Origin of the sequence: Amycolatopsis sp. QT-25 (assembly GCF_029369745.1) — a bacterium.
In the GTDB taxonomy this organism is placed as follows: domain Bacteria; phylum Actinomycetota; class Actinomycetes; order Mycobacteriales; family Pseudonocardiaceae; genus Amycolatopsis.
The window spans coordinates 2,722,641-2,747,299 of sequence record NZ_CP120210.1 but is presented as its reverse complement, the minus strand read 5'-3'; the positions used below and the strand labels follow the sequence as shown (position 1 = coordinate 2,747,299).

Sequence of the window (24,659 nt, the reverse complement as noted above, 5' to 3'; positions counted from 1 at the left end):
ACCCGAACGAAGCGAACAGCCCACGTCAAGGAGGACACCGTGGCCGGTGACTACGCGGTGATCACGCTCTACATAGCGGGCATGATCGGGGTGGGCTGGTTCGGCCTGCGGCTGGCCAAGACCAAATCCGACTACCTGGTCGCGGGCCGCCGCCTCGGCTGGTTCATGTACTCGGGCACGATGTCCGCGGTGGTGCTCGGCGGCGCTTCGACGGTCGGCGGGGTGAAGCTCGGCTACACCTACGGCATCTCCGGCGCCTGGCTCGTGATCGCGATCGGCGTCGGCATCCTGGTCCTGCACACGTTGTTCGCGCGGCGGCTGGTGAGGCTGCGCGTCTACACCGTCGGCGAGATGCTCGACCTGCGCTACGGCGGTTCCACCAGCGCCATCTCCGGTGTGGTCATGTGGGGCTACACCCTGATGCTGACCGTCACCTCGACGCTGGCGTTCGCCACCATCTTCAAGGTCCTGTTCAGCGTGCCGAACTGGGCCGGGATCGCCATCGGCGGGTCGATCGTGGTGCTCTACTCGGTGCTCGGCGGCATGTGGTCGATCACGCTGACCGACATCGTCCAGTTCGTCGTCAAGACCATCGGCATCCTCTTCATCCTGCTGCCGGTCTCGATCGTCTCGGCGGGCGGCTTCGACGGGATGGCCGCGCGGCTGGACGAGAGCTACTTCGAACTCACCGCCATCGGCGGCGACACGATCTTCACCTACTTCCTCGTCTACAGCTTCGGCCTGCTCATCGGACAGGACATCTGGCAGCGCGTGTTCACCGCGAGGACGCCGGGCATCGCCACCGGCGGCGGCGTCATCTCCGGTGTCTACTGCCTGGTCTACGGCCTCGCCGGCGCGCTGATCGGCACGGCGGCCCGAACGCTGTACCCGAACCTCGCCAGCGCGCAGGACGCGTTCGCGACCATCGTCGAACAGCAACTGCCCGCCGGGATCCGCGGCCTGGTGCTCGCGGCGGCGTTGTCGGCGATGATGTCGACCGCCAGCGGCGCGCTCATCGCCTGCTCCACGGTCAGCACCTCGGACCTGCTTTCCAAGCTGGGCCTCAAGAACGCCGGCAACGAGGTCGCCAGGAACCGCGTGACCACCTTGATCCTCGGTGTCGTCGCGCTCGGCATCGCGATGGTCGTGGACGACGTCGTCAACGCGCTGACCATCGCCTACGACATCCTCGTCGGCGGTCTGCTGGTCGCGATCATCGGCGGGCTGGCCTGGAAACGCGGCACTCGTCAGGGCGCGCTCGCGTCGATGGTCGCCGGTACCGTCGTGGTGATCGCGTTCATGATCATCGACGGCGTCGAGGCCGACAGCCCGATCTACTGGGGGCTCGGCTCCAGCCTGGCGGTGTACCTGCTGGTCAGCTTCCTCACCCCGCGTACCTCCGACGAGATCCTCACCGTGTGGACCCGCCGTCTGAACGGCAGCGCGGTCGCCGAAGAAGAAGAGGCGGAACTCGCCGCTTCGAAGTCCTGAAACCCTTACCCACGAAGGAGACCCGCAGTGAGTGACACCGCCCCGATCGGCCCCGTCGACTCGTCCGAGGTGCCCCGGTTCGCCGGTTTCGCGACCTTCGCGAGGCTCCCGCGGATCGACCAGGTCGAGCGTGCCGATGTCGCCGTCGTCGGCGTGCCGTTCGACGCCGGGGTGTCCTACCGCCCCGGCGCGCGGTTCGGCCCCGCCGCGCTCCGTGAGGCCAGCAGGCTCCTTCGCCCGTATCACCCGGAACTCGACGTCTCGCCGTTCGCCGAAACGCAGGTGGTCGACGCCGGTGACATCGCGCTCAACCCGTTCAACATCGGCGAAGCGATCGAAACCCTGCAGGACGAGGCCGAGGCGCTGACCGCGAACGGGACGCGGCTGGTGACCGTCGGCGGCGACCACACGATCGCGCTGCCGCTGCTGCGCGCGGCGGCGAAGAAGCACGGGCCGGTGGCGCTGCTGCACTTCGACGCGCACCTCGACACCTGGGACACCTACTTCGGCGAGCCGTACACCCACGGCACCCCGTTCCGGCGGGCGTCCGAGGAAGGCATCCTCGACACCGAAGCGCTGTCCCACGTCGGCACGCGCGGCCCGCTGTACGGCAAGCGGGATCTGGAAGAGGACCGCCGCCTCGGATTCGGCATCGTCACCTCCGGCGACGTGATGCGCCGCGGGGTCGCCGAGACCGTCGACGCGCTGCGCCAGCGTATCGGCGGCCGCCCGCTCTACGTCTCCGTCGACATCGACGTGCTCGACCCCGCGCACGCGCCGGGCACCGGCACCCCCGAAGCGGGCGGCATGACCAGCCGTGAACTGCTGGAGATCCTGCGCGGACTGCGGGGCTGCAACCTCGTCGGCGCGGATGTGGTGGAGCTCGCCCCGGCTTACGATCACGCCGAGATCACCGCCATCGCGGCCTCCCACGTCGCCTACGACCTGGTGAGCCTGCTCAGCCTGGGAAAGAGCGAATGACACCACGGATAGGCGGCGACGTCGTCGTCGAAACCCTCCGAGCGCTCGGCGCCGACACCGTGTTCGGCCTGCCCGGCCAGCACGCGCTCGGCCTGTTCGAAGCACTGCGGCGCACGGACGACCTGCGCGTGATCGGCGCGCGGGTGGAGAACAACCTGGCGTTCGCGGCCGACGGGCACGCCCGTGCCCGGCTCGCGGCGAACCCCGAAGGCCCGGTCCCGGTGACGCCGATGATCGTGTCGACCGGCCCCGGCGCGTTGCTGACTCTGGCTTCACTGCAGGAATCCCGGGCGGCGTCGGTCCCGGTACTCGGCATCTCCAGTCAGATCCCGGTCGCCGGGCTCGGCGGCGGACGGCACGGCTACCTGCACGAACTGCCCGATCAGCAGGCCAGTTTCCGTGACGTCGTGAAGTCGGTACACGTCGTACGCACCGTCAGCCAGATCCCGACGGCGCTGCGCGCGGCCTGGGAATCGGCGGCGACCGCGCCGTACGGCCCGGTGTGGGTCGAGATCCCGCAGGACATCCTGCTGGCGCCGACGGAGTCGCCGCGGATCACGTCGGTGACCGCGCGGCCCGCTCCGCTCGTGCCGCTGCCGGAGCTCGTCGCCGAGGCCGCGGAACTCCTCGGGGCGGCGAAGAATCCGGTGATCCTGGCCGGGGGTGGCGCATTGCGCTCGGGCGCGGGGGCGGAGCTGAAGGCGCTCGCGGAGGCCCTGCGCGCGCCGGTGCTGTCGACGTTCGGCGGCAAGGGCGTCTTCGGCTGGGACCACGAACTTTCCGGGCAATCGTGGATCGAAGACTGGCACAGCACCGAGTTCCTCTCGGTCGCGGACGTGCTGCTCGTCCTGGGTTCCGGGCTCGGCGAACTGTCCAGCAACTACCGCGAGTTCGTCCCGCGCGGCCGGGTGATCCAGGTCGAGGCCGATCTCGGGAAGCTGGAGTCGAACTACCCGGCCCTGGGCATCCACGCCGACGTCCGCCTTGTCCTGCAAGGACTTCTGGAGCAGGTGCCGTTCCGTCCGTCCGACGGTGCCGCCGAAGCCGCGGTGGCGGAGCTGCTGGCCAAGGTGCGCGCCCGCCTCGACGCCCAGCCCCTCGATGCCGAGCGCAAGCTGATCGACGACGTCCGTGCGGCGGTGCCCGAGGGCACGCAGACGTTCTGGGACATGACGATCGCGGCCTATTGGGCCTGGTCGGCATGGAATCCCGAGGGCGCGCCGATCCACACCGCGCAGGGCGCGGGCGGGCTCGGCTACGGCCTGCCCGGCGCGCTCGGCGCCGCGGCGGCGACCGGCGGCCCGGTGCTCGCGGTGTCCGGTGACGGCGGCGCGATGTACGGCATCGCGGAACTGGCCACCGCGGTCCAGCACGGACTGGACGTGACCTGGCTGGTCGTGGACGACGGTGGCTACGGGATTCTGCGCGAGTACCTGACCGGCGCCTTCGGCCGGTCCACCGCCACCGAACTCGCGCGACCGGATTTCGCCGCGCTGGCCGAATCTTTCGGCGTCGACACCACCGTGTCCTCTTTGGACACCGTCGGGAAAGACCTCGCCGACGCGCTGGGAACGCCGGGGCCGTCCGTGGTCGTCCTCCCCGCTCTGCTGAAGATGTTCGAGCCGACCCACCTGGAGAAGAAATGACTCAGGTCCACAATTTCGTCGACGGCGCCGAGGTACCGGCTGCGGGCTCCCGGACACTCGACCTGGTGGATCCCGCCACCGGCGAGGTCTTCGGCACCAGCGTCCTGTCCGAGCAGTCCGATGTGGACGCCGCGCTGGCCGCCGCCGAACGGGCGTTCCAGGTGTGGCGCAAGAGCACCCCCGCCCAGCGCCAGCTCGCGCTGCTGAAGATCGCCGACGCGGTCGAGGCGCGTGCGGAGGAGTTCGCCGAGCTGGAAATCCGGGAGACCGGCAAGATCCGGTCCGTGGTGCTCGACGAAGAGATCCCGGAGTGCGTCAGCGCGCTGCGGTTCTTCGCCGGTGCCGCGCGGCAACTCGAAGGCACCGCGTCCGGGGAATACCTGCCGGGGCACACTTCGGCGATCCGGCGTGAACCGGTCGGCGTCTGCGCGCAGATCGCGCCGTGGAACTACCCGCTCATGATGGGTGTCTGGAAGATCGCCCCGGCGCTGGCGGCCGGGAACACCGTCGTGCTGAAGCCCGCCGAGACCACTCCGTCGACGGCGGTGCTGCTGGCCAAGGTCGCGGCGGAGTACCTGCCGCAAGGCGCGTTCAACGTGCTGTGCGGCGACCGCGACACCGGCCGCGCGCTGGTGAGGCACCCGATCACCGAACTGGTGTCGATCACCGGATCGACCCGGGCGGGCATCGACGTCGCCACCGTCGCGGCGGCCGACCTCAAACGCACGCACCTGGAACTCGGCGGGAACGCGCCGCTGCTGGTCTTCGGCGACGTGAACCTCGCCGAGGCGGCGGAGGGCATCGTCGGCGCGGCGTTCTACAACGCGGGCCAGGACTGCACCGCGGGCAGCCGGGTGCTGGTGGACGCGGCGATCCACGACGAGTTCGTCGCGGAACTCACCAAGGCCGCCGCCGCGCAGGCGCCCGGCCGGGACTTCGGCCCGCTCAACAGCGAGGCGCAGTTCGGCCGCGTGCGCGGTCTCGTCGAGCGACTGCCGTCGCACGCCCGCGTGGAGACCGGCGGCGCCCCCGCCGGCGACCGCGGATTCTTCTTCTCCCCCACCGTGATCTCGGGCCTGAAGCAGGACGACGAGATCGTGCGGGAGGAGATCTTCGGTCCGGTGGTCACCGTCCAGTCCTTCGTGGACGAGGACGAGGCGGTGCGCCTGGCCAACGGCGTCCCCTACGGGCTGGCGTCGTCGATCTGGACCAACGACCTGGCACGCGCGACCCGCGTCTCGGGTGAACTCGACTTCGGCTGCGTCTGGATCAACACCCACGGGCCGCTGGTCTCGGAAATGCCTCATGGCGGCTTCGGGCACTCGGGCCACGGAAAGGACCTCTCGTCCTACTCCTTCGCCGAGTACACCCGCGTCAAACACGTCATGACCCGCTTCGCCTGACCGCGATTCGGCACCGGATTGCGCTAGTTCGCGAAGCCAACGATCGCAATCCGGTGCCGAATCGCGTACTTGGAGGTCCACATGGGTGACAAGGTCACCGAAGTCGAGCAGCACGGCATCGCGCCGATCCCGCCGGAGGAACAGACGTCGCGGCCCCGCGACCTGTTCCGGATGGCGTTCGGCGGCGCGAACACCTTCGCCACCATCATCCTCGGGACGCTCCCGATCGCCTTCGGCCTGAGCTTCTGGGCGGCGGCGGCCGCCACCGTCGCGGGCGTGGTCGTCGGCGCGCTCGTGCTCTCACCGATGTCGTTGTTCGGCCCGCTCACTCGGACCAACAACGCCGTCTCCTCGGGCGCCCACTTCGGCGTCGTCGGCCGCTGTGTCGGTTCCTTCCTTTCCCTGCTGACGGCGATCACGTTCTTCGCCATCTCGGTCTGGGTGAGCGGCGACGCCGTCGCCGGTGCCGCGCAACGGCTTTTCGGCTTCGACGGCGGCGAGGTGCTCCGCGGCGTCGCGTACGGCGTCATCGCGCTCGCCACGCTGGTGGTGTGCATCTACGGCTACCGCTTCATGCTGCTGGTGAACCGGGTCGCGGTCGTTCTGGGCACGGCGATCATGCTGCTCGGGATCGTGGCCTACGGCGGCACGTTCGACCCCGGTTTCGCAGGCACCGGCACCTACGCCCTCGGGGACTTCTGGCCGACCTGGATCCTCGCCGCGCTCACCACGATGGCGAACCCGATCTCGTTCGGCGCCTTCCTCGGCGACTGGACGCGCTACATCCCCGCGCGGCACAGCCGCCGGTCTCTGCTGGCCGCGCCGTTCCTGGCGCAGGTGGCGACCCTGCTGCCGTTCGGGTTCGGCATCGCCACCGCGACACTGGTCGCCGACCCGGCCGACTACATCACCGGGCTGACCGCGATCTCCCCGCTGTGGTACGCGATCCCGCTGATCGGCGGGCTGTCCACCGGCACGACGTCGCTCTACGGAACGGGGCTGGACTTCAGTTCGATCTTCGTGCGGCTGAGCCGGGTGCAGGCGACGCTGCTGATCGGCTCGCTCAGTGTCGTGTTCATCTTCGTCGGCAACTTCGTGCTCGACATGGTCTCGAGCATCAACGCCTTCGCCACGCTGATCGTGCTGTGCACCTCACCGTGGATGGTGATCATGATGATCGGCTTCGTGCTGCGGCGCGGGTTCTACGACCCGGACGACCTCCAGGTGTTCAACCAGGGCCGCAAGGGCGGCCGCTACTGGTTCACCCGCGGCGTGAACTGGCGCGCGATGGCCGCGTGGATCCCGGCGACGACGCTGGGCCTGCTGACCGCCAACACCCCGATGATCGCCGGGCCGTTCAAGGACATCGCGGGCGGCGTCGACGTCAGCATGGTGGTGACGCTGTGCACGGCGGCGATCGCCTATCCCGTGCTGGTGAAGCTCTTCCCCGAACCGCGGGAGGTCTACGGTCCCGCGGCGCCTGTCGCCACACCGGCGGTCGCGCTCGCCCAGGAGGCGTAAGACACGATGGGGCGGCGCGTGGGCCGATCCGTGAAGGCCCAGCGCGCGCTATGAAAGGTCCTTTCCTTGCGAATTTTGCAAGGAAAGGACCTTTCATAGCGCATGTCAGCGCTGGTCAACGCATGTCAGCGGCGCTGTCGGCGTGTCAGCGCATGTCAGCGCATGTCAGCGGTGCGTGTCCTCCGGCGCCGGCGTCCGGCTCGCCAGGTTCGCGGACCACTCGGTGACCCGCCGCGCCACGTCCTGCGCGGTGAGCCCTACCCGGGCCAGCACCTCCTCGCGTGAACCGTGGTCGTGGAACACCTGCGGCACCGCGAGATCCCGCAACGGCACGTCGCATTCGGCGTCACGGAAGAGCGCGGCCAGCGCGGAGCCGAAACCGCCGTGCCGTCCGCTGTCCTCGACGGTCACGACGAGCTTGTGCTGCTCGGCCAGCGCGACCAGTTCGGCGGGCGCCGGGACGACCCAGCGCGGGTCCACCACGGTGACGCCGATGCCCTGGTCGGCCAGCCGGTCCGCGGCGGCGAGCCCGAGCATCGCGAACGCGCCCACGGCGACCAGCAGGACGTCGGCGTCACCGTCGGGTTTGCGCAGGACGTCGACCCCGCCGACGCGTTCGACGGCGGGGATGGAATCGATCACGCCACCCTTGGAGAACCGCAGCGCGGTCGGCCCGTCCTCGACCGCGACGGCTTCCCGCAGCTCCTCGCGCAGCGTGCCGGCGTCGCGCGGCGCGGCGACCCGCATGCCCGGCACCATGCCCAGCAGCGAGAGGTCCCACATGCCGTGGTGGCTCGGCCCGTCCGGCCCGGTGATGCCCGCCCGGTCCAGCACCAGCGTCACCGGCTGGCGGTGCAGCGCGACGTCCATCAGGACCTGGTCGAACGCGCGGTTCAGGAAGGTGGAGTAGACCGCGACGACGGGGTGCTTGCCGCCCATGGCGAGCCCGGCGGCCGAGGTCACCGCGTGCTGCTCGGCGATGCCGACGTCGTACCAGCGGTCCGGGTACGCCTCGGCGAACTTGTGCAGCCCGGTCGAGCGCAGCATGGCCGCGGTGATCGCGACGACGTCCTCGCGGTCGGCGCCGATCTTCACCAGCTCGTCGGCGAAGACGCCGGTCCAGCTCGGGCCCTTCACCGGCGGCAGACCGGTTTCCGGGTCGATCGGATCGGTCTGGTGCATCTGGTCGGCCTGGTTGGTCACCGCGGGCTCGTAGCCGTGGCCCTTCTCGGTGACCACGTGCACGATGACCGCGCCGCCGAAGTCACGGGCGCTCTGGAATGCCTTCTCCAGCGCGGCCAGGTCGTGCCCGTCGACCGGGCCGAGGTACTTGAGGCCGAGGTCGGAGAACATCATCTGCGGGCTCAGCGCGTCCTTGAGCCCCGCCTTCGCCGCGTGCAGCGCCGCGTAGATCGGCCTGCCGACGAGAGGCGTGTGCCTCAGCAGTTCCTTGCCGCGGTCCAGCACGCGCTCGTAACCCGGCTTGAGCCGCAGCGACGCGAGGTGATCCGCCACGCCGCCGATGGTCGGCGAGTACGAGCGGCCGTTGTCGTTGATGACGAGGACGACCGGGCGGCGCGGGTTCGCGGCGATGTTGTTGAGCGCCTCCCAGCACATGCCGCCGGTCAGCGCGCCGTCCCCGACGACGGCGATCGCGTGCCTGCCGCCCCCGCCCAGCTCGAACGCCTTCGCCAGACCGTCCACATAGGACAACGCGGTCGACGCGTGGCTGTTCTCGACGAGGTCGTGCTCGCTCTCGCAGCGCGCCGGGTAGCCGGTGAGGCCGCCGAGCTGGCGCAGCTTGCCGAAGCCGTCGTGACGGCCGGTGACGATCTTGTGCACGTACGCCTGGTGACCGACGTCCCACACGATGGCGTCGTTCGGCGAGTCGAAGACCCGGTGCAGCGCCATCGTCAGCTCGACCACCCCCAGGTTCGGGCCGAGGTGACCACCGGCGAGCCGCACCTTCTCGACGAGGAAGTCCCGGATCTCCGCGGCCAGCTCGTCGAGCTGTTCCGGGTTCATCCGCTTCAAGTCGGCCGGTCCGTGCACGGACTCGAGCAACGTCACTCTCCCACCTCGCCTGGTTCCACTTCCGCCGTTCCGACCAGTCTACGGAGGAACCCTGAGAGTCTTCCGTCCGCCGCGTCACGGGTCACATGTCAGAAAATCACCACTATGCACCCGACGGCGTGAACATGGTCTCTTTTGCCAAGTAGCGGTCACGTCGGGTGGCCGTGATAATCGCTGATCGACGGTTGAGCAGGAGCCGGGCGCGGAGGGCTTGATGGCGGACTTTTTCATCGGTGGCGAGTGGGTCGACGCGGTCGGCGGTGGTCACCGGGAGATCCGCTGCCCCGCGGACGGATCGCTGGTCGCGGAAGTCGCCGAAGGCACCCGCGAAGACACCGAAGCGGCCATCGCCGCCGCGAGGAAGGCGTTCGACACCGGCCCGTGGCCGGGCACGCCCGCTCCCCAGCGCGGTGACCTGCTGTTGAAGGCCGCCGACCTGCTGGACCGCGACGCCTCGGCCTTCGCCCGCGCCGAATCGCTCGACACCGGGAAACGGCTGGTCGAGAGCGAATACGACATGGCCGACATCGCCGCGTGCCTGCGCTACTTCGGCAAGCTCGCCGCCAACGACGCCGGCCGCGTCGTCGACACCGGCGACCCGGACGCGTTCAGCCGGATCGTGCACGAGCCGGTCGGCGTCTGCGGGCTGATCACGCCGTGGAACTACCCGCTCCTGCAGACCATCTGGAAGGTCGCCCCCGCGCTCGCGGCGGGCAACACGTTCGTCCTCAAGCCCAGCGAGCTGACTCCGCACACCTCGATCATGCTGATGAAGCTGCTGACCGAGGCGGGGCTGCCCGGCGGGGTCGCGAACCTGGTGCTCGGCGCCGGCGCGCAGGCCGGGGCACCACTTTCGGAGCATCCGGATGTCGATCTCGTCTCGTTCACCGGCGGGCTCGCGACCGGCAAGATCATCGCCGCCTCCGCCGCGGGCACCATCAAAAAGGTCGCGCTGGAGCTGGGCGGCAAGAACCCGAACGTCGTCTTCGCCGACTCGGACTTCGACACCGCCGTCGACTACGCGCTGACCGCGGTGTTCCTGCACTCCGGGCAGGTCTGCTCGGCGGGTGCGCGACTGATCGTCCAGGAGGAGTGGCACGAGGAGTTCGTCGACGAACTCGTCCGCCGCGCCGAACTGATCCGACTGGGTGGACCTTTCGACCCGAAGGCTGAAACCGGTCCGCTGATCTCGGCCGCCCATCTGGAAAAGATCGAACGTTACGTCGCCGCGGCGCTGGAAGAGGGCGCCATCCTGCGGACCGGCGGCAAACGCCCGGACGATCGCGAGCTCGCGAAGGGGCATTACTACCTGCCGACCATCCTCGACAACGTCGAGCAGGGCAGCAGCGCCGTCGTCGACGAATCGTTCGGCCCGGTGCTCACCGTCGAGACCTTCACCGACGAGGACGACGCCGTCCGCATCGCCAACGACACGCACTACGGCCTCGCGGGCGCGGTGTTCACCTCGGACGCCTCCCGCGCGCAGCGGGTCGCGAACCGGCTGCGACACGGCACGATCTGGATCAACGACTTCCACCCGTACCTGCCGCAGGCGGAATGGGGCGGCTACAAGCAGTCCGGCTTCGGGCGTGAGCTCGGCCCCACCGGACTCGCCGAGTACACGGAGGCGAAGCACATTTACCAGAATCTCCGGCCCGCCCCACAGCGCTGGTTCTCCGGAGAGCCCGCGTCCGATTGAACAGGGGAAATCGCCGATGAGCGATCCTACCGATGACGGCCTCGCCGGTTTCGGGTACAAACAGGAACTCGAAAGAACACTCGGCAATTTCCACACCTTCGCCGCCGGGATCAGCTACATCTCGATCCTCACGGGGACCTTCCAGCTGTTCTACTTCGGCTTCGGCTTCGGCGGCCCGGCGTACTGGTGGTCTTGGCCGATGGTGTTCGTCGGCCAGCTGATGGTGGCGCTGTCGTTCGCCGAACTGGCCGCGCACTATCCGGTCGCCGGTTCGATCTACAACTGGTCGAAACGGCTCGGCAGCCCGCACGTCGCCTGGCTGGCCGGGTGGATGATGCTGACCGCTTCCATCGTCAGCATCGCCGCGGTCGCGCTGGCGTATCAGACCACCCTTCCGCAGATCTCGTCGTTCTTCTCCTTCTCCGGCGACAGCGCGGTGAACGCGGTCGTCCTCGGTACCGTCCTGATCCTGTTCACCACGCTGGTGAACGCCTGGGGTGTCGAACTGATGGCGCGGATCAACAGCGCCGGGGTGTTCATCGAACTGATCGCCGCGGTCCTGCTGATCGTCGCGCTCGCGGTGAACATCACGCGGGGCCCGGAAGTCGTCATGCGGACCAACGGCACCGGCGCCGACCAGCCGTGGGGATACTTCGGGGCGTTCCTGATCGCCTCGCTCGCGTCGACCTACGTCATGTACGGCTTCGACACCGCCAGCTCGCTCGGCGAGGAATCCCACGACCCGCGCAAGAACGCACCCAAGGCCATCCTGCGCGCGCTGATCGCGTCGTTCGTCATCGGCGGGCTGATCCTCCTCCTCGCGCTGATGGCCGTCGGTGACATCGACGACCCGCGGATCGCGACCGGCGGGCTCCAGTTCATCGTGCTCGACGTCCTCGGCAGCACGATCGGCACGATCTTCCTGCTGGCGGTCGTCATCGCGATCACCGTGTGCAACCTGGCCGTGCAGTCGGCGGCGATCCGGATGATGTTCGCGATGGGCCGCGACAACAACCTGCCCGCCGGGAAGCATCTGGCGCGCGTGTCGCCGAAGACGAAGACGCCCGTGATCCCCGCGATCGTCTCCGGGGTGATCGCGGTGCTGATCCTGGTGGTCAACGTCGGCCAGCCGCAGATCTTCACGGTGATCACCAGTATCGGCATCATCATGATCTACCTGGCGTACCTGCTGGTCACCGTGCCGATGCTGGTCGACCGCCTGCGTGGGCAGTGGCCTCCTCCGCGGAAAGGGAAAGGCACCAGGTACTTCTCGCTCGGCAAACTGGGCCTGCCGGTCAACATCCTCGGCGTGCTGTGGGGCGGGGCGATCGTGGTGAACCTGGCCTGGCCGCGGCGCGCGGTCTACAACGCGACCGAGCCGTATCACTGGTACCTCGAATGGGGGGCCGTGCTGTTCGTCGGCGCGGTGGCCGTCGCCGGCTTCGCGTACTACTGGTTCGTCCTGCGGCACAAGAGCGGCGTCCTGGCCGATCACGCCGCGGAAGCACTTCCCGAGGAGGCGGCACAGTGACCGGAGAGTTCGACTACATCGTCGTCGGCGGCGGGACGGCGGGTTCGGTGGTCGCGGCGAGACTCTCGGAAGACCCGGACGTCACCGTGGCACTCCTGGAGGCCGGACCGTCCGATGTGGACGAGCCGGCGGTGCTCGAACTGACGAAATGGATGGCCCTGCTGGAATCCGGCTACGACTGGGACTACCTGGTCGAACCGCAGGAGTCCGGCAACTCCTTCCTGCGCCACGCCCGCGCGCGGGTGCTCGGGGGCTGCTCGTCGCACAACTCCTGCATCGCCTTCTGGGCGCCGGCGGAAGACCTCGACGAATGGTCGTCACTCGGCCTGCCGGGCTGGGCGTCGAAGGACATCTTCCCGCTGTACGAACGTCTCGAGACCAATGACGGCCCCGGTGACCACCACGGCCGCTCCGGTCCGGTGACCATCCGCTCGGTACCGCCGAACGACCCCACCGGCGTGGCGCTGCTGCGGGCCTGCGAGCAGGCGGGCATCCCGAGGACCGAGTTCAATTCGGGCAGGACCGTGACGCACGGAGCGAACTGGTTCCAGATCAACGCGCGCGAAGACGGCACGCGCTCGTCCGCCTCCGTGTCGTACCTGCACCCGATCATCGGCAAGCGGCCGAACCTGGAGATCATCACCGGCGCCCGCGTCCGGCGGCTGCTGTTCGACGGCAACCGCTGCACCGGCGCGGAGTACCTGGCCGACGACCTGATCCACGGTGTCCCGCTGCGGGCGCGGCGCGAGGTCATCCTGTCTTCGGGCGCGATCGACACCCCGAAACTCCTCATGCTGTCGGGAATCGGCCCCGCCGAACATCTGCGCGAAGTGGGGGTGGAGGTTCTGGTGGACTCCCCCGGCGTCGGCGGGAACCTGCAGGATCACCCGGAGGGCGTCATCCAGTGGGACGCCCTGCGACCGATGACCACCGAGTCCACGCAATGGTGGGAAATCGGTATCTTCACGACCACGGAGGAAGGGCTCGACCGGCCGGACCTGATGTTCCACTACGGCTCGGTGCCGTTCGACATGAACACCCTCCGGCAGGGGTATCCGACCACGGAGAACGGCTTCTGCCTGACCCCGAACGTCACCCGGGCCCGGTCGACCGGCACCGTGCGGCTGCGCAGCCGGGACTACCGGGACAAGCCGAAGGTGGACCCGCGCTACTTCACCGACGAGCACGACCTGCGCGTGATGACCTACGGCGTCAAACTGGCCCGCAAGATCGCCGAACAGCCCGCGCTGGACGAATGGGCGGGCACCGAACTGGCGCCCGGCAAGGACGTCAAGACCGACGACGAGATCGCCGACTACCTGCGCAAGACGCACAACACGGTCTACCACCCTTCGTGCACCGCGAAAATGGGCGGTGACGGGGATCCGCTGGCCGTACTGGACGCGCGGCTGCGAGTGCGAGGCGTCGAAGGCCTGCGGGTCGCGGACGGTTCGGCCATGCCGTTCCTGGTCGCGGTCAACCCGTGCATCACGACGATGGCGATCGGCGAGAAGTGCGCGGACATGGTCAAGGAGGACGCGCGCTCCTAGCTTCGCGCTTCTCCGGTGAGGGCCTTCGTCGTGCCCGAAAGCCGGTGGAGCGGCCATTGCCGTGTCATTACCCTGCTCCCGGACCACGTCGTCGAGCCCGAGGGCCTGCCGTTGTACACCCTGTGAGATTTCCCGAGCGCTGATTTCGTCGCGCGTCGCGCCTTGGCGCCGCGCCTCCTTTTGCTGCGGATTTCTCACTGAAACGAGTGTATTCCTGTGCTTGAAAACTGGGTGGTCGTACCCACCTGCCTACCTCTCGTCCTCCACCGTTGCCACGCCTGCGCGTCCGGGCGTTTCCGGGCAAGCGGCAAATTCCGGGTCAACGCCAACCACAAGCTGGTCGACGTCTGGCTCCTCGTGCGCTGTGTCGCGTGCGAGAACACCGCGAAGCTCACGATCTTGGAGCGGGTGCACGTGCGCTCCGTCCGGCCTGAGCTTTTGGCGCGGCTGCACGAGAACGATCTCGGCCTGGCGGCCGAACTGCTTCAGGATCCGGCTGTACTGCATCGAAACCGCATCGCCCTCGACTGGGACGGCGCCTGGCGGCTCGACACCGGCTCCTCGCGTGACTGGACCTTTCTGGACGTCTCGGTTCGCTTCGCGGCGCGAATTCCCGTCCGGCCGGCGCGCCTGATCGCCGAAGGCTGCGGGCTTTCGCGGGGTGAGGTCAAAAGACTGATCGAGGAGGGGAAGGTGGTTTCGGCGGCGCGGTTGAGCGGGAAGGTCTCCGGAGACTTCACCTTCACCCTGAAACGCTGAGCCTGGGTCTCGTGAGTGGCAAGGACGGTTGTCGAGGAATAAGGCAAACTTGGCGTACTGAAGTCGGAGGCAGGCGCGGATCGCTGAAGGGGCTGGGCGTGGCTTCAACAGTCCTCGAATGACATCACGACCCCAGTGCCCGCTATGCCGCCGCCGGGGTTGCTCTCGCGGGGTACATGACGGTCCCCTTCCTTGCGCCTAGCGCAAGGAAGGGGACCGTCACAGGCCTGCGATCAGCCGAAGCCGGAATGCAGTAGGCATCCAAGGCACTCTTGACCTTAACCGTCCTCACCACTCACGACCTCTTGTCAGACTGCAAAAAGTGCTCAAAGCAGGCACTGAGGCCCGCTTCTAGTCACTTGTGGACGATTTTGAGCGCCGCTTCCCTGTGGCGGTCACGCCATTCAAAGCTTCGACGTCCGGACACGTTCTCCTTAATCCTTAACAGAACTTTTGCCACGCAGCTTGGATTGATCACGAAACCTTGCTTCTGTCGTTGCTGACGTGACCTGGCGGCGCGACTGAGCGAGGCTTCCCTAGGTGCTCCGCAGTGGCACGGGCGCGACGGATACGACTGGCGAGGTCGGTACCAGGGGCCGTGAGCACCCCTGGTACCACACCGACAAAGTCTATAAAGGACAGACGAACTGCTGACGCGGAGCTGAGGGCGGGTGGTTACGAGCGTCACGACACCAGTCACCCGAATCACCCATCAGTGGTAAATGTGCGATTACCATCGTCGCTTAAAATTACCGACAATTCCGTGGCCGATTTCGGTAATATGAGGAGGTGCCCGAGACGACCATTCCCGAACTGCCGCAGGAGCTGTGGCGCGCCGGCAAGCTGGAGCTCGCTCACGGCGTGACACACCTGTTGCAGGTCATCAGAGTGGCCTCGGCCGGGTTGGGCAAATACCTGGCCGAGGTCGAGTCGCGGGGCGCGGAAGGCTTGTACGGCTATGGGAATGCGGCGTCGTGGCTCGCCGATGTCGCCCGGATCTCCCGGGGTGACGCGCGGGACATGGTGAACCGGGCGTTGGCCTTGAAACCCCACGACGGAGGTCGGCGGTGAAGCGACAGTGTTCGCGCCCGCGACGGCCACCGCCGCTGATGACGGCGCACTCGGAGAACAGCACATCGACCTGATCCTGCAGTTCCTCCGCACGATCCCGTCCGACGTGCCAGCGGAGAAACGAGCCGGGGCGGAAAAGATCCTCGCCGATCTCGCCCGCGAGGCCGGACCGAAAGAGATCGCCGAGGCCGGAGCCGATCTGCTCGCACACCTCGACCCCGATGGGAACGAGCCGAAAGACCCCGAACCCGCCCCGCCGCGCCGCGAGGTTTTCGTCGAGCGCCGCAAGGACGGCTTCTGGAAACTGTCCGGGCTCCTGGACCCCGAGACCGGCGCCCGCACCGCGGCCGCGCTGGACGCCTACGGGGCGAAGCGCCCGGTCGACGAGTTCGGCCAGGCCGACCACCGCACCATGCCCCAGCGCCGCGGTGACGCGTGGGCCGAACTCCTCGACCTCGCCATCGCCTGTCCGGACCGACCGGGCACCTCCGGCTACCGCACGCTGGTGCACGTGACCGTCGGACTCGATGCCCTGAAGACCGGACTCGGGACCGCGTGCCTCGACTTCGTCGGCCGGATCACCGCCCGCGAAGCCCGGTTGGCCGCCTGCGACTGCTTGATGGTCCCGGTGGTACTCAACGCCGCCGGCGAGCCCCTCGATGTCGGACGGATGAAACGCTTCGTCACTCCCGGCCAACGCCGGGCCCTGAATATCCGCGACGGCGGCTGCGCTTTCCCTGGCTGCCATCGAGCGCCGAAGCACTGTCACGCCCACCATATCCGGCATTGGGCCGACGGCGGGCCCACTGATCTGCGGAACCTGGTCCTGCTTTGTTCCTTCCACCACCGGCTCATCCACCACGGTGATTGGCAGGTCCGGATGGCTCCCGCGGGGGTACCGGAATTCGTGCCGCCCCAGTACCTCGACCCGCTACAGGTGCCACGGCGCAACACTCTCCACCGCGTCGTGACCTGACCCCTCGCACAACCCGCGGAGCGCGCCGACCGCACCGGCGACGGGCTCCGCGGCATGCCCATGTTCGGGTCGTTGGTACTCGGTCGAGCAGTCATGCCATTCGGGCCCTGAAGGTTGTCCCGTGCAGGTGATCAGCGCGGACCGGCCGGAGTGGGTGCCGGTGTTCACGGGTTCGCCGGTCGGGATGGTGAGCAGACCGGCACTGGCCGGCGGTGGGGCCTGTCCTTGGCGGATCGGGTGTTGCTGACGGCCGTTTACTACCGCACGAATCCGACATTTCGGCAGACGGCGCTGGTGGTCGGGATCTCGAAATCGGCGGCGAACCGGGTAGTGGATCACCTGGCGCCGCTGCTCGCGCTCTCACCGGCGGCACGTAAGCACAGCCCCGACACGGTGCTGAGAACTATCGGCACGCGGTGAACATGCAGGTCGTCATCGACGCCCACACCCGGCAAACGCGACGGCGTCTACCACGCCCCCCACGGCATCGCCTTCATGCACAACCTGACCATGACGGCCTGACGGCAATATTTGTCACCTACTGGGCTTGATTCCTTCCTGGCGCCGTCGTCGAGTGGGGGAATTTCGGGCGTTCAGGTCCGCAATCCTCCCCACTCACAAGTGAATGGCCGCCGGAGTGCCCCGATCACCGGTCAGCTGGTCCAGCGCCCACGCCCGGCCGAAATCGGCCAGCGCGGGGCCCGACCAATACGCGGGGATACTGATTCCCTTCCACAGCGGCATCTTCGGCCCGCTCAGGGCTCCGTGACCGACTTGCACCTGGACCGCGCCTTCCACCCAGGTGAAGACGAAATGCGCGTACATGAACATCCACGCTTGCCTGCCCAGCAGATCACGTGCGAGCACCGGCCCCTCGGAGGGGTACGGCGCCGTGTAGATCACTTGCTTCCGACCGTTGCGGTAACTGATCTCCTGTGCCGTGACACCAGGAGGAAGCATTGAGGGCTCCACTCGATCAGTCCTTCGCAAAGGTGATCGCGCCGTGCCCATCGCACCCGGAACAACCTTTTCCAGCACAGTCACCACGGACCGAGGTAAGACAGTTCATGATGTGATCGTGAGTTCCCTTGCCGTTTCCGGAATGTGGAACTCAAGTTAGCGAGCACGAAGACATCCGGACAAGCCGAACCAAGCCAGTCCATTCCGACGGATTACAAATCCCGATTCATTGCAGCAGCGCAACGCATTCGACGTGATGCGTCATCGGGAAGGCGTCGAAAGCACGCAGGTCCACCAGCCCGTAGCCGTGCTCCGCGAACAGCGCGATGTCGCGGGCCAAGGCGGCCGGGTCGCACGCCACGTAGACGATCCGGTCGGGCGAACCCTCCACGATGGACTCGACCACGGCCTTGCCCGCGCCCTTGCGCGGCGGGTCGAGGACGACGACGTCGACCGGTTTCGGGGCATCGGCCAGCAGGTGCTCGACGCGGCCGGAGCGCCAGCGGACCTGCGGGAGGTCGGCCAGGTTCTCCTCGCCGTCGGCGACTGCGCGGCGGCCGGATTCGATGGCGAGCACGCGGCCGCGCGGGCCGACCTGGTCGGCGAGCACCGACGCGAAAAGGCCGACACCGGCGTACAGATCCCAAGCCACGCCATCGCGCGGCGCCTCGGCCCAGTCCGCGACGACGGCGGCGAGCGTGTCGGCGGCGGCCGGGTGGACCTGCCAGAAGCCGTGGGCGTCGAGGCGCCAGTCGCGGCCGGCGGCGTGCTGCACGGCGAGGCCGCCGGCCAGCTGCCTCGACTTGGTCTTCCCGTGGACCGTCGACAGGTCGCGGACGTGCACGTGCCCCTCGCCGTCCTTGGTGACCTCGATTTCGCTGCCGGGCCGCCAGTTCCGCGACACGACGTCGTCGAGCGCGCCGGGGACGGTGATCGGGCAGTCGTCGACGGCGATCACGCGGTGGCTGTGGTGCGCCCGGAAGCCCGCCTTGCCGTCCTTGCCCGCGACGAGCCGGACGCGGCTGCGCCAGTCCAGCGGTCCACCGTCGAGCGCTTCGACGACGACGGCGCGCTCGATCCCGGCCAGCCTCTTCAGCTGTTCCGCGACGACCGCGGCCTTGAGTTCACGTTGATGACCGGGCGCGGCGTGCTGCCAGTCGCAACCGCCGCATCCGCCCGGCGCCGCGAGCGGGCACGGCGGCTCCACGCGTTCCGGGGACGCCTCCAGGACCTCGACCGCGTCGGCACGGCAGAACGCCCCGCCCTTGTCCTCGGTGACCGAGGCCAGGACCCGCTCGCCGGGCAGGGCGTGCCGCACGAACACGACCCGCCCTTCCGCCCGCGCTACGCAGTGCCCGCCGTGCGCGACCGCGCCGACCTCCAGCTCGATCGTTCGTCCGAGCCAGGTGCCGGTCGACGCGTCCACACTCATTCTGTTTCGTCCTTGTTCTTTTCAGGTCGCCTGACCACCGGGGAGGATTCCCTCAGCGCGTCGGCTTTCTCGGGTTGTTTGCCTGCCGGGGAGAACCCGCGTCGTACATCGCCTGCCGCCGGCCGTGCCTTGCGGTCGCGTTTGATCGCCTTCTCCGACGATTCGAGCTGCCACGGCACGCTCGTCACCATGACACCGGGCTGGAACAGGAGCCGCCCCTTGAGGCGCAGCGCGCTCTGGTTGTGCAGCACCTGCTCCCACCAGTGCCCGACCACGTACTCGGGAATGAACACGGTCACCACGTTGCGCGGATTGTCGCCGCGGACGCGCTTCACGTAGTCCAGCACCGGTTTCGTGATCTCGCGGTACGGCGATTCGATCACCTTCAGCGGCACCTTGAAGTTGTGGTCGTCCCATTCCTGGACGAGTTTGCGCGTTTCGACGTCGTCGACGTTCACCGTGACCGCTTCGAGGACGTCCGGCCGCACGGCCTTGGCGTAGGAAAGCGCGCGCAGGGTCGGCAGGTGCAGCTTCGAAATCAGCACGATCGCGTGGTTGCGGGAAGGCAATACGGTCGGCTTGCGGTCCATCTCGCGCAATTCCTCGGCGACCCGGTCGTAATGCTTCCGGATCGCGGTCATCAGGATGTAGATCGCCACCATCGCCGCGATGGCGATCCACGCGCCGAGCAGGAACTTCGTCACCAGCACGATGACCAGCACGGTGCCGGTCATGGTGAGGCCGATCGCGTTGACCGTCTGCGAACGCCGCATCCGCCGCCGCACCGTCGGTTCGGTTTCCCTTGCCAGCAGCCGGTTCCAGTGCCTGATCATGCCCGCTTGGCTGATCGTGAAGGAGACGAACACTCCCACGATGTAGAGCTGGATGAGCTTGGTGACCTCCGCGTCGAACGCGATGATCAGCACCAGCGCGAACGCCGAGAGGAACAGGATGCCGTTGGAGAAGGCGAGCCGGTCGCCCCGGGTGTGCAGCTGGCGCGGCAGGTAGCGGTCCTGGGCGAGGATCGAGCCGAGCACCGGGAACCCGTTGAACGCGGTGTTCGCGGCCAGCAGCAGGATGATGCCGGTGGCGAAGGAGATGTAGTAGAACGCGGGGGTGAAGTCGGCGAACACCGCCTGCGCGATCTGCGCGACGATCGTCTTCTGCTCGTAGCCCGCCGGAGTGCCGGTGAGCTGCGTCGCCGGGTGCTCGGCGAATTTGACGTCGGTGATGATCGCCAGCGTGATGATGCCGACCAGCATCGTCACCGCGAGTACACCCATCATCAGCAGCGTGGTAGCCGCGTTCTTCGACTTCGGCTTCTGGAACGCCGGGACCCCGTTGCTGATGGCCTCGACCCCGGTCAGCGCCGCCGCGCCGGAGGAGAACGTGCGCAACAACAGGAAAAAGAAGGCGAATCCGGTCAGAGAGGCTTCTTCGTGCAGCTCGAAGTCCGCGCTTTCGGCCCGCATGTCGGCGCCGGAGGCGGCCTCGATCAGGCCCCAGATCACCATGCCGAGGATGCCGATGATGAACCCGTAGGTCGGGATCGCGAACGCTTTGCCCGATTCGCGCACTCCGCGCAGGTTCAGCGCGGTCAACACGACGACGATGACGACCGCGGCGATCACCTTGTGCTGTGCCACCCACGGAATGGCGGACCCGATGTTCGCCACCCCGGACGACGTCGAGACCGCGACGGTGAGCACGTAGTCGACCAGCAGGGCGCTGGCCACGGTGAGCCCGAATTTGCCACCGAGGTTGGTATTGGCGACTTCGTAGTCACCGCCGCCGCTGGGATAGGCGTGCACGTTCTGCCGGTAGGAAGCGACCACGACCAGCATGACGAGCGCGACGGCGACGCCGATCCACGGCGCGAAGGCGTACGCGGACAGACCCGCGACGCTGAGAGTCAGAAAGATTTCCTCAGGCGCGTAGGCGACGCTCGACAACGCGTCGGACGCGAAAATCGGCAGCGCGATGCGCTTCGGCAGGAGCGTATGCGAGAGGCGGTCACTCCGGAATGGACGTCCGAGGACGAGCCGCTTCAATACGGTCGGGAACTTCGACACCACAGAAGAGTAACGGCGGCGCGCAGCGCCTCCTTTGAGGGTGGCGGTGGGGAGGACGGTTGGAAGTAACGGCGGCGCGCGACGCCTCCGTCGAGGGTCGCGGTGGGGAGGACGGTGGAGCTGACGGCCGCTCCTCACGGTAGGTTCGGCGCTGGTGTGGCTGGGTACCTGCGGACGGGTGAAACGTCCGCGAACGAAGGAGGCAGGGCGTGCACGTGGTGATCATGGGATGCGGCCGGGTCGGCGCATCCCTGGCCGCGGCGCTGGGGCGGCTGGGGCACGACGTCGCCGTCATCGACAAGAGCAGGCAGGCGTTCCGGCGGCTCGGCAGTGATTTCCACGGTCAGCAGGTGGTCGGCGTCGGCTTCGACCGGCAGGTGCTGATCGAGGCCGGGATCGAACGCGCGGGGGCCTTCGCGGCGGTGTCCAGCGGCGACAACTCCAACATCATTTCGGCGCGGGTGGCCAGGGAGAACTTCGGCATCGACAAGGTCGTCGCCCGGATCTACGACCACAAGCGCGCGGCGGTCTACGAACGGCTCGGCATCCCGACCGTGGCGACCGTGCCGTGGACGACCGACCGGTTCCTGCGCACCCTGCTTCCCGACGGCGTCGCCTCCGAATGGCGTGATCCCTCCGGGAGCGTCGCCCTCCTGCAACTCCCGTTGCACGAGGGCTGGGTCGGGCGCAGCGTGCGCGAGCTGCAGGACACCACCGGCGCGCGGGTCGCGTTCATGATGCGGTTCGGCACCGCCGTGCTGCCCGACACCAAGGCCGTGATCCAGGCCGACGACGTCGTGTACGTCGCCGCGAAATCGGGCACCGTCAGCGACGTGACCACCGTCGCCGCTCGCGAACCGGAAGAGGAGAACTGATGCGGGTCGCGATTGCCGGGGCCGGCGCGGTGGGCCGGTCGATCGCCGCGGAGCTGATCGACGGGCGCCATCAGGTGATGCTCATCGAACGTGAGGCCGACCAGTTCGAGCCGCACACCGTGGAGCAGGCGGACTGGGTGCTGGGCGACGCGTGCGAGGTGTCGATCCTGGAGGAGTCCGGGATCGAGGAATGCGACGTCGTGATCGCCGCGACCGGCGACGACAAGGCGAACCTCGTGGTGTCGCTGCTGGCGAAGACCGAGTTCGCGGTGCGCCGGGTGGTGGCACGGGTGAACAACCCGGCCAACGAATGGCTGTTCAACGACGCCTGGGGGGTCGATGTCGCCGTGTCGACCCCGCGGATGCTCGCCGCGATGGTCGAGGAGGCGGTGAGCGTCGGCGATCTGGTGCGGCTGATGACGTTCCGGCAGAGCCAGGCGAACCTGGTCGAACTCACCCTCCCGGAGGAGACGCCGCTGGCGGGCAAGGCGGTCAGCGAGATCAACCTGCCGCGGGACGCGGCGCTGGTGACGATCCTGCGCGGGGACCGGGTGATCGTGCCGCAGCCGGAGGATCCGCTGGAGCCGGGTGACGAGTTGCTGTTCGTGGCGACCTCGGACGTGGAGCCGGAGATCCGGACCGCGCTGGGTTACTAGTTGTCGACGGCGGGCGCCTGCGCGTACTTCTCGCGCAGGCGAGCCTCGACCTCGGCGTCGGTCTCCTCGCGCGGGGCCTCTTCGGCCTGCGCCTTGAGGTGCTTGTCCGATCGCCGCACCGCCCACACGACGGTGAGGAGGCCGAGCGCGTACAGCGGGTATCCCATCGCGATCTTCGCGAAGGCCAGCCAGCCGGTGTAGTCCTCGTCGTACAGCCAGCGCTGCACCACGAACCGGGCACCGAAGATCAGGGCCATGGCGCCGGTCGCGATCGAATAGGCGATCAGCGACCTCTTGTCCTTGCGCCAGGCGTGGCCGCTGCCGTTGAGCGCGTTCCACACCACCCCGGCCAGTGGCCAGCGGACGACGATCGACAGCACGAAGACACCGAAGTAGACCAGGCTCGTCCAAATGCCGAACAGGAAGAAGCCCTTGGCCGAACCGGTCCGGTAGGCGATGAACGCCGCGATCGCCACCCCGAAGAATCCGGAGATGGCGGGCTGGAGCGGTTCCTTGCGCACGATCCGCAGCACGGTGATCGCCACCGCGCTGCCCACGGCGGCCCAGATCCCCACCGTGAGCCCGAAGATCGCGTTCGCGATCACGAACACGATGACCGGCAGCGAGGAATAGAACAGTCCGGACAGCCCGCCCATCTGTTCCAACAGGGTGGGCTGGGGCTTCTTGTCGTCGGTCTTCTGCTCGTCGCCGGCGGGTTCAGTCACGATGCGGGATCAACTCACAGGGCTCTGAAGTTCGTAATAGGGGTTGTACAGCACCTTCTGACCATCACGTTCGGCCATCCGGCCGCGCACCTTGATGGTTCGCCCGGGTTCGATTCCGGGGATCCGGCGGCGTCCGAGCCAGATTAGCGTCACGCCCTGCGTGCCGTCGAACAGCTCGGCCTGCAGTGTCGCGGCCTCGTTGGTCGGGCAGAGCTCCACGCTGCGGAGCCTCCCGAGCACCGTCACCTCTTGACCCGACCGGCAGTCGCAGGCCCGCTGCGCTCCGCCGGCCTCGGATTTCTCGGACAGGTCGTCGGCGTCGAGATCCTCGACGTCGCTGGTCAGCTTGCGGACCAGCCGGCTGAAGTAGCCGCCGTCTTTGGCGGACATAACGGTGCTCCTGTGCTCCGGGGCCCCCGACTCGGACGGCCCGTGCGTGATCCAGCGTAACCGTGCTCGGACCAGGACAACCGGTTTGGGAGAAGATCGCAACGTGACCTCCGCTATTCCGCCTACGACGGCAGTAGTACTCCCCGGCACCGGGTCCGACGAAGTGTTCGTGCGCAGCGTGTTCTCCGGCCCGCTGCGGGCACTCGGCATCCCGTTGCTCGCCCCGCCACCGCCCCCGGGCGAGCGTCTCACGGAGGGCTGCCTCGAGGAGCTGGACAGGCTGTCCGGCGAGCACGGGCCGCTGCTCGTCGGCGGCATCTCGTTCGGCGCGCATCTGTCGGCGGAGTGGGCCGCCCGCAATCCGGGCCGCTGCACCGGCCTGCTGGCCGCGCTCCCGGCCTGGAACGGCCCGGCGGGGCGAGCACCCGCGTCGCTCGCCGCGCGCCTGTCAGCGGATCTGGTGGCCGAAAACGGGGTCGACGGCGCGCTGGCGAAATCGGCGGACGGCGTCCCTGGCTGGCTTTCGGCGGAACTCGGCCGCGCGTGGCGGCGGCACGGTGCCGGCTTGGCGGCGAGCCTGCGGACGGCCGCCGCCCATCCCGCACCGGCACTCGAAGACCTGGAAGCACTCGACGTACCCGCGGGGATCGGCGCGTGCCTGGACGACCCGATCCATCCGGTGGCGGTCGCCCGCGCCTGGGCGGAAGCCCTGCCACGCGCCGAGGTCGGCGAGTCGACGCTCACCGCCCTCGGCGCGGACCGGGAAACACTGGGCCGCGCGACCGTCCTGGCCTGGCTGAAAGCCCGCACCCGAAGCTGACCGGCGCCCCTTCGGCGCGTTCACGTCA

General features: G+C 68.3%; 18 protein-coding genes and 2 pseudogenes. 14 read left to right on the top strand and 6 right to left on the bottom strand.

The features are described 5' to 3' along the window. Positions 1-39 precede the first annotated feature (39 nt). The 5 genes from P3102_RS12895 to P3102_RS12875 all read left to right on the top strand — a co-directional run bounded on the left by P3102_RS12895 (position 40) and on the right by P3102_RS12875 (position 7,042). Positions 40-1,491 (top strand): sodium:solute symporter, encoded by a 1,452-nt coding sequence (locus P3102_RS12895; protein ID WP_276369224.1) that lies wholly within the window; start codon positions 40-42, stop codon positions 1,489-1,491. Between the two features lie 27 nt (positions 1,492-1,518). Then, positions 1,519-2,472 (top strand): agmatinase, encoded by a 954-nt coding sequence (gene speB, locus P3102_RS12890; RefSeq protein WP_276369222.1) that lies wholly within the window; start codon positions 1,519-1,521, stop codon positions 2,470-2,472. After that, entirely contained in the window at positions 2,469-4,118 is a 1,650-nt protein-coding gene (locus P3102_RS12885; RefSeq protein ID WP_276369220.1) for a thiamine pyrophosphate-binding protein, read from the top strand. The genes speB and P3102_RS12885 overlap by 4 nt, the downstream gene beginning before the upstream one ends. Then, positions 4,115-5,521, top strand: coding sequence for an aminobutyraldehyde dehydrogenase (locus tag P3102_RS12880; protein WP_276369219.1), 1,407 nt, complete (start codon positions 4,115-4,117; stop codon positions 5,519-5,521). The genes P3102_RS12885 and P3102_RS12880 overlap by 4 nt, the downstream gene beginning before the upstream one ends. A gap of 81 nt (positions 5,522-5,602) precedes the next feature. Next, positions 5,603-7,042: a cytosine permease gene (locus P3102_RS12875; RefSeq protein ID WP_276369217.1), complete on the top strand. Its 1,440-nt coding sequence runs from the start codon at positions 5,603-5,605 to the stop codon at positions 7,040-7,042. Between the two features lie 165 nt (positions 7,043-7,207). Here P3102_RS12875 and dxs read toward each other — a convergent pair whose 3' ends face one another. Further along, positions 7,208-9,112 carry a 1-deoxy-D-xylulose-5-phosphate synthase gene (gene dxs / locus P3102_RS12870; protein ID WP_276369215.1) on the bottom strand — a complete coding sequence of 635 codons (1,905 nt, stop codon included), beginning with the start codon at positions 9,110-9,112 and terminating at the stop codon, positions 7,208-7,210. A gap of 217 nt (positions 9,113-9,329) precedes the next feature. Here dxs and P3102_RS12865 point away from each other — a divergent pair, with 217 nt between their 5' ends. From P3102_RS12865 to P3102_RS12840, 6 genes and pseudogenes are all read left to right on the top strand, one after another. Beyond that, positions 9,330-10,814 carry an aldehyde dehydrogenase family protein gene (locus tag P3102_RS12865; RefSeq protein ID WP_276369214.1) on the top strand — a complete coding sequence of 495 codons (1,485 nt, stop codon included), beginning with the start codon at positions 9,330-9,332 and terminating at the stop codon, positions 10,812-10,814. 16 nt (positions 10,815-10,830) lie between these two features. Then, complete coding sequence (locus P3102_RS12860; RefSeq protein WP_276369212.1) at positions 10,831-12,345, top strand: APC family permease; 1,515 nt, start codon at positions 10,831-10,833, stop codon at positions 12,343-12,345. Continuing rightward, positions 12,342-13,895, top strand: a complete 1,554-nt coding sequence (locus tag P3102_RS12855; RefSeq protein WP_276369210.1) for a GMC oxidoreductase — start codon at positions 12,342-12,344, stop codon at positions 13,893-13,895. Before P3102_RS12860 ends, P3102_RS12855 begins: the two co-directional genes overlap by 4 nt. 216 nt (positions 13,896-14,111) lie before the next feature. After that, positions 14,112-14,654 carry a DUF1062 domain-containing protein gene (locus P3102_RS12850; protein ID WP_276369209.1) on the top strand — a complete coding sequence of 181 codons (543 nt, stop codon included), beginning with the start codon at positions 14,112-14,114 and terminating at the stop codon, positions 14,652-14,654. Between the two features lie 789 nt (positions 14,655-15,443). Then, positions 15,444-16,701: pseudogene (locus P3102_RS12845) on the top strand (DUF222 domain-containing protein). 204 nt (positions 16,702-16,905) lie between these two features. Further along, positions 16,906-17,153, top strand: a pseudogene (locus P3102_RS12840) (transposase family protein); the annotation flags it as partial. Between the two features lie 163 nt (positions 17,154-17,316). Here the strand turns inward: P3102_RS12840 and P3102_RS12835 are convergent. The 3 genes from P3102_RS12835 to P3102_RS12825 form a co-directional block, all read right to left on the bottom strand. After that, positions 17,317-17,661, bottom strand: a complete 345-nt coding sequence (locus P3102_RS12835) for a hypothetical protein (protein ID WP_276369207.1) — start codon at positions 17,659-17,661, stop codon at positions 17,317-17,319. Positions 17,662-17,887: 226 nt separating this feature from the next. Beyond that, the gene (locus P3102_RS12830) at positions 17,888-19,093 is read right to left on the bottom strand and encodes a class I SAM-dependent RNA methyltransferase (RefSeq protein WP_276369205.1); all 1,206 of its coding nucleotides are present in this window, start codon (positions 19,091-19,093) and stop codon (positions 17,888-17,890) included. Continuing rightward, entirely contained in the window at positions 19,090-21,165 is a 2,076-nt protein-coding gene (locus P3102_RS12825) for an APC family permease (RefSeq protein ID WP_276369204.1), read from the bottom strand. Before P3102_RS12825 ends, P3102_RS12830 begins: the two co-directional genes overlap by 4 nt. Before the next feature lie 209 nt (positions 21,166-21,374). Between P3102_RS12825 and P3102_RS12820 the strand changes: the two genes are divergently transcribed. After that, a complete protein-coding gene (locus P3102_RS12820) occupies positions 21,375-22,040 on the top strand; it encodes a TrkA family potassium uptake protein (protein WP_276369202.1) in 666 nt (221 codons plus the stop codon). Further along, positions 22,040-22,696, top strand: coding sequence for a TrkA family potassium uptake protein (locus P3102_RS12815; RefSeq protein ID WP_016332961.1), 657 nt, complete (start codon positions 22,040-22,042; stop codon positions 22,694-22,696). The genes P3102_RS12820 and P3102_RS12815 overlap by 1 nt, the downstream gene beginning before the upstream one ends. Here the strand turns inward: P3102_RS12815 and P3102_RS12810 are convergent. Together P3102_RS12810 and P3102_RS12805 are read right to left on the bottom strand one after the other, a co-directional pair. Beyond that, the gene (locus P3102_RS12810) at positions 22,693-23,421 is read right to left on the bottom strand and encodes a DUF3159 domain-containing protein (RefSeq protein ID WP_276369200.1); all 729 of its coding nucleotides are present in this window, start codon (positions 23,419-23,421) and stop codon (positions 22,693-22,695) included. The genes P3102_RS12815 and P3102_RS12810 overlap by 4 nt on opposite strands. Positions 23,422-23,430: 9 nt before the next feature. Beyond that, positions 23,431-23,811, bottom strand: a complete 381-nt coding sequence (locus tag P3102_RS12805; RefSeq protein WP_034316985.1) for an OB-fold nucleic acid binding domain-containing protein — start codon at positions 23,809-23,811, stop codon at positions 23,431-23,433. Positions 23,812-23,914: 103 nt separating this feature from the next. On the opposite strand from P3102_RS12805, the gene P3102_RS12800 reads away from it, so the two are divergent. Further along, positions 23,915-24,631 (top strand): alpha/beta hydrolase, encoded by a 717-nt coding sequence (locus P3102_RS12800; RefSeq protein WP_276369198.1) that lies wholly within the window; start codon positions 23,915-23,917, stop codon positions 24,629-24,631. Positions 24,632-24,659: the final 28 nt, after the last annotated feature.

What these genes read in the sequence shown, in the direction of transcription:
- P3102_RS12885 (WP_276369220.1), top strand. Translation starts at nt 2,469, where the DNA reads ATGACACCACGGATAGGCGGCGACGTCGTCGTCGAAACCCTCCGAGCG.
- P3102_RS12880 (WP_276369219.1), top strand. Translation starts at nt 4,115, where the DNA reads ATGACTCAGGTCCACAATTTCGTCGACGGCGCCGAGGTACCGGCTGCG.
- P3102_RS12875 (WP_276369217.1), top strand. Translation starts at nt 5,603, where the DNA reads ATGGGTGACAAGGTCACCGAAGTCGAGCAGCACGGCATCGCGCCGATC.
- P3102_RS12865 (WP_276369214.1), top strand. Translation starts at nt 9,330, where the DNA reads ATGGCGGACTTTTTCATCGGTGGCGAGTGGGTCGACGCGGTCGGCGGT.
- P3102_RS12860 (WP_276369212.1), top strand. Translation starts at nt 10,831, where the DNA reads ATGAGCGATCCTACCGATGACGGCCTCGCCGGTTTCGGGTACAAACAG.
- P3102_RS12835 (WP_276369207.1), bottom strand. Translation starts at nt 17,661, where the DNA reads ATGCTTCCTCCTGGTGTCACGGCACAGGAGATCAGTTACCGCAACGGT.
- P3102_RS12830 (WP_276369205.1), bottom strand. Translation starts at nt 19,093, where the DNA reads ATGAGTGTGGACGCGTCGACCGGCACCTGGCTCGGACGAACGATCGAG.
- P3102_RS12815 (WP_016332961.1), top strand. Translation starts at nt 22,040, where the DNA reads ATGCGGGTCGCGATTGCCGGGGCCGGCGCGGTGGGCCGGTCGATCGCC.
- P3102_RS12805 (WP_034316985.1), bottom strand. Translation starts at nt 23,811, where the DNA reads ATGTCCGCCAAAGACGGCGGCTACTTCAGCCGGCTGGTCCGCAAGCTG.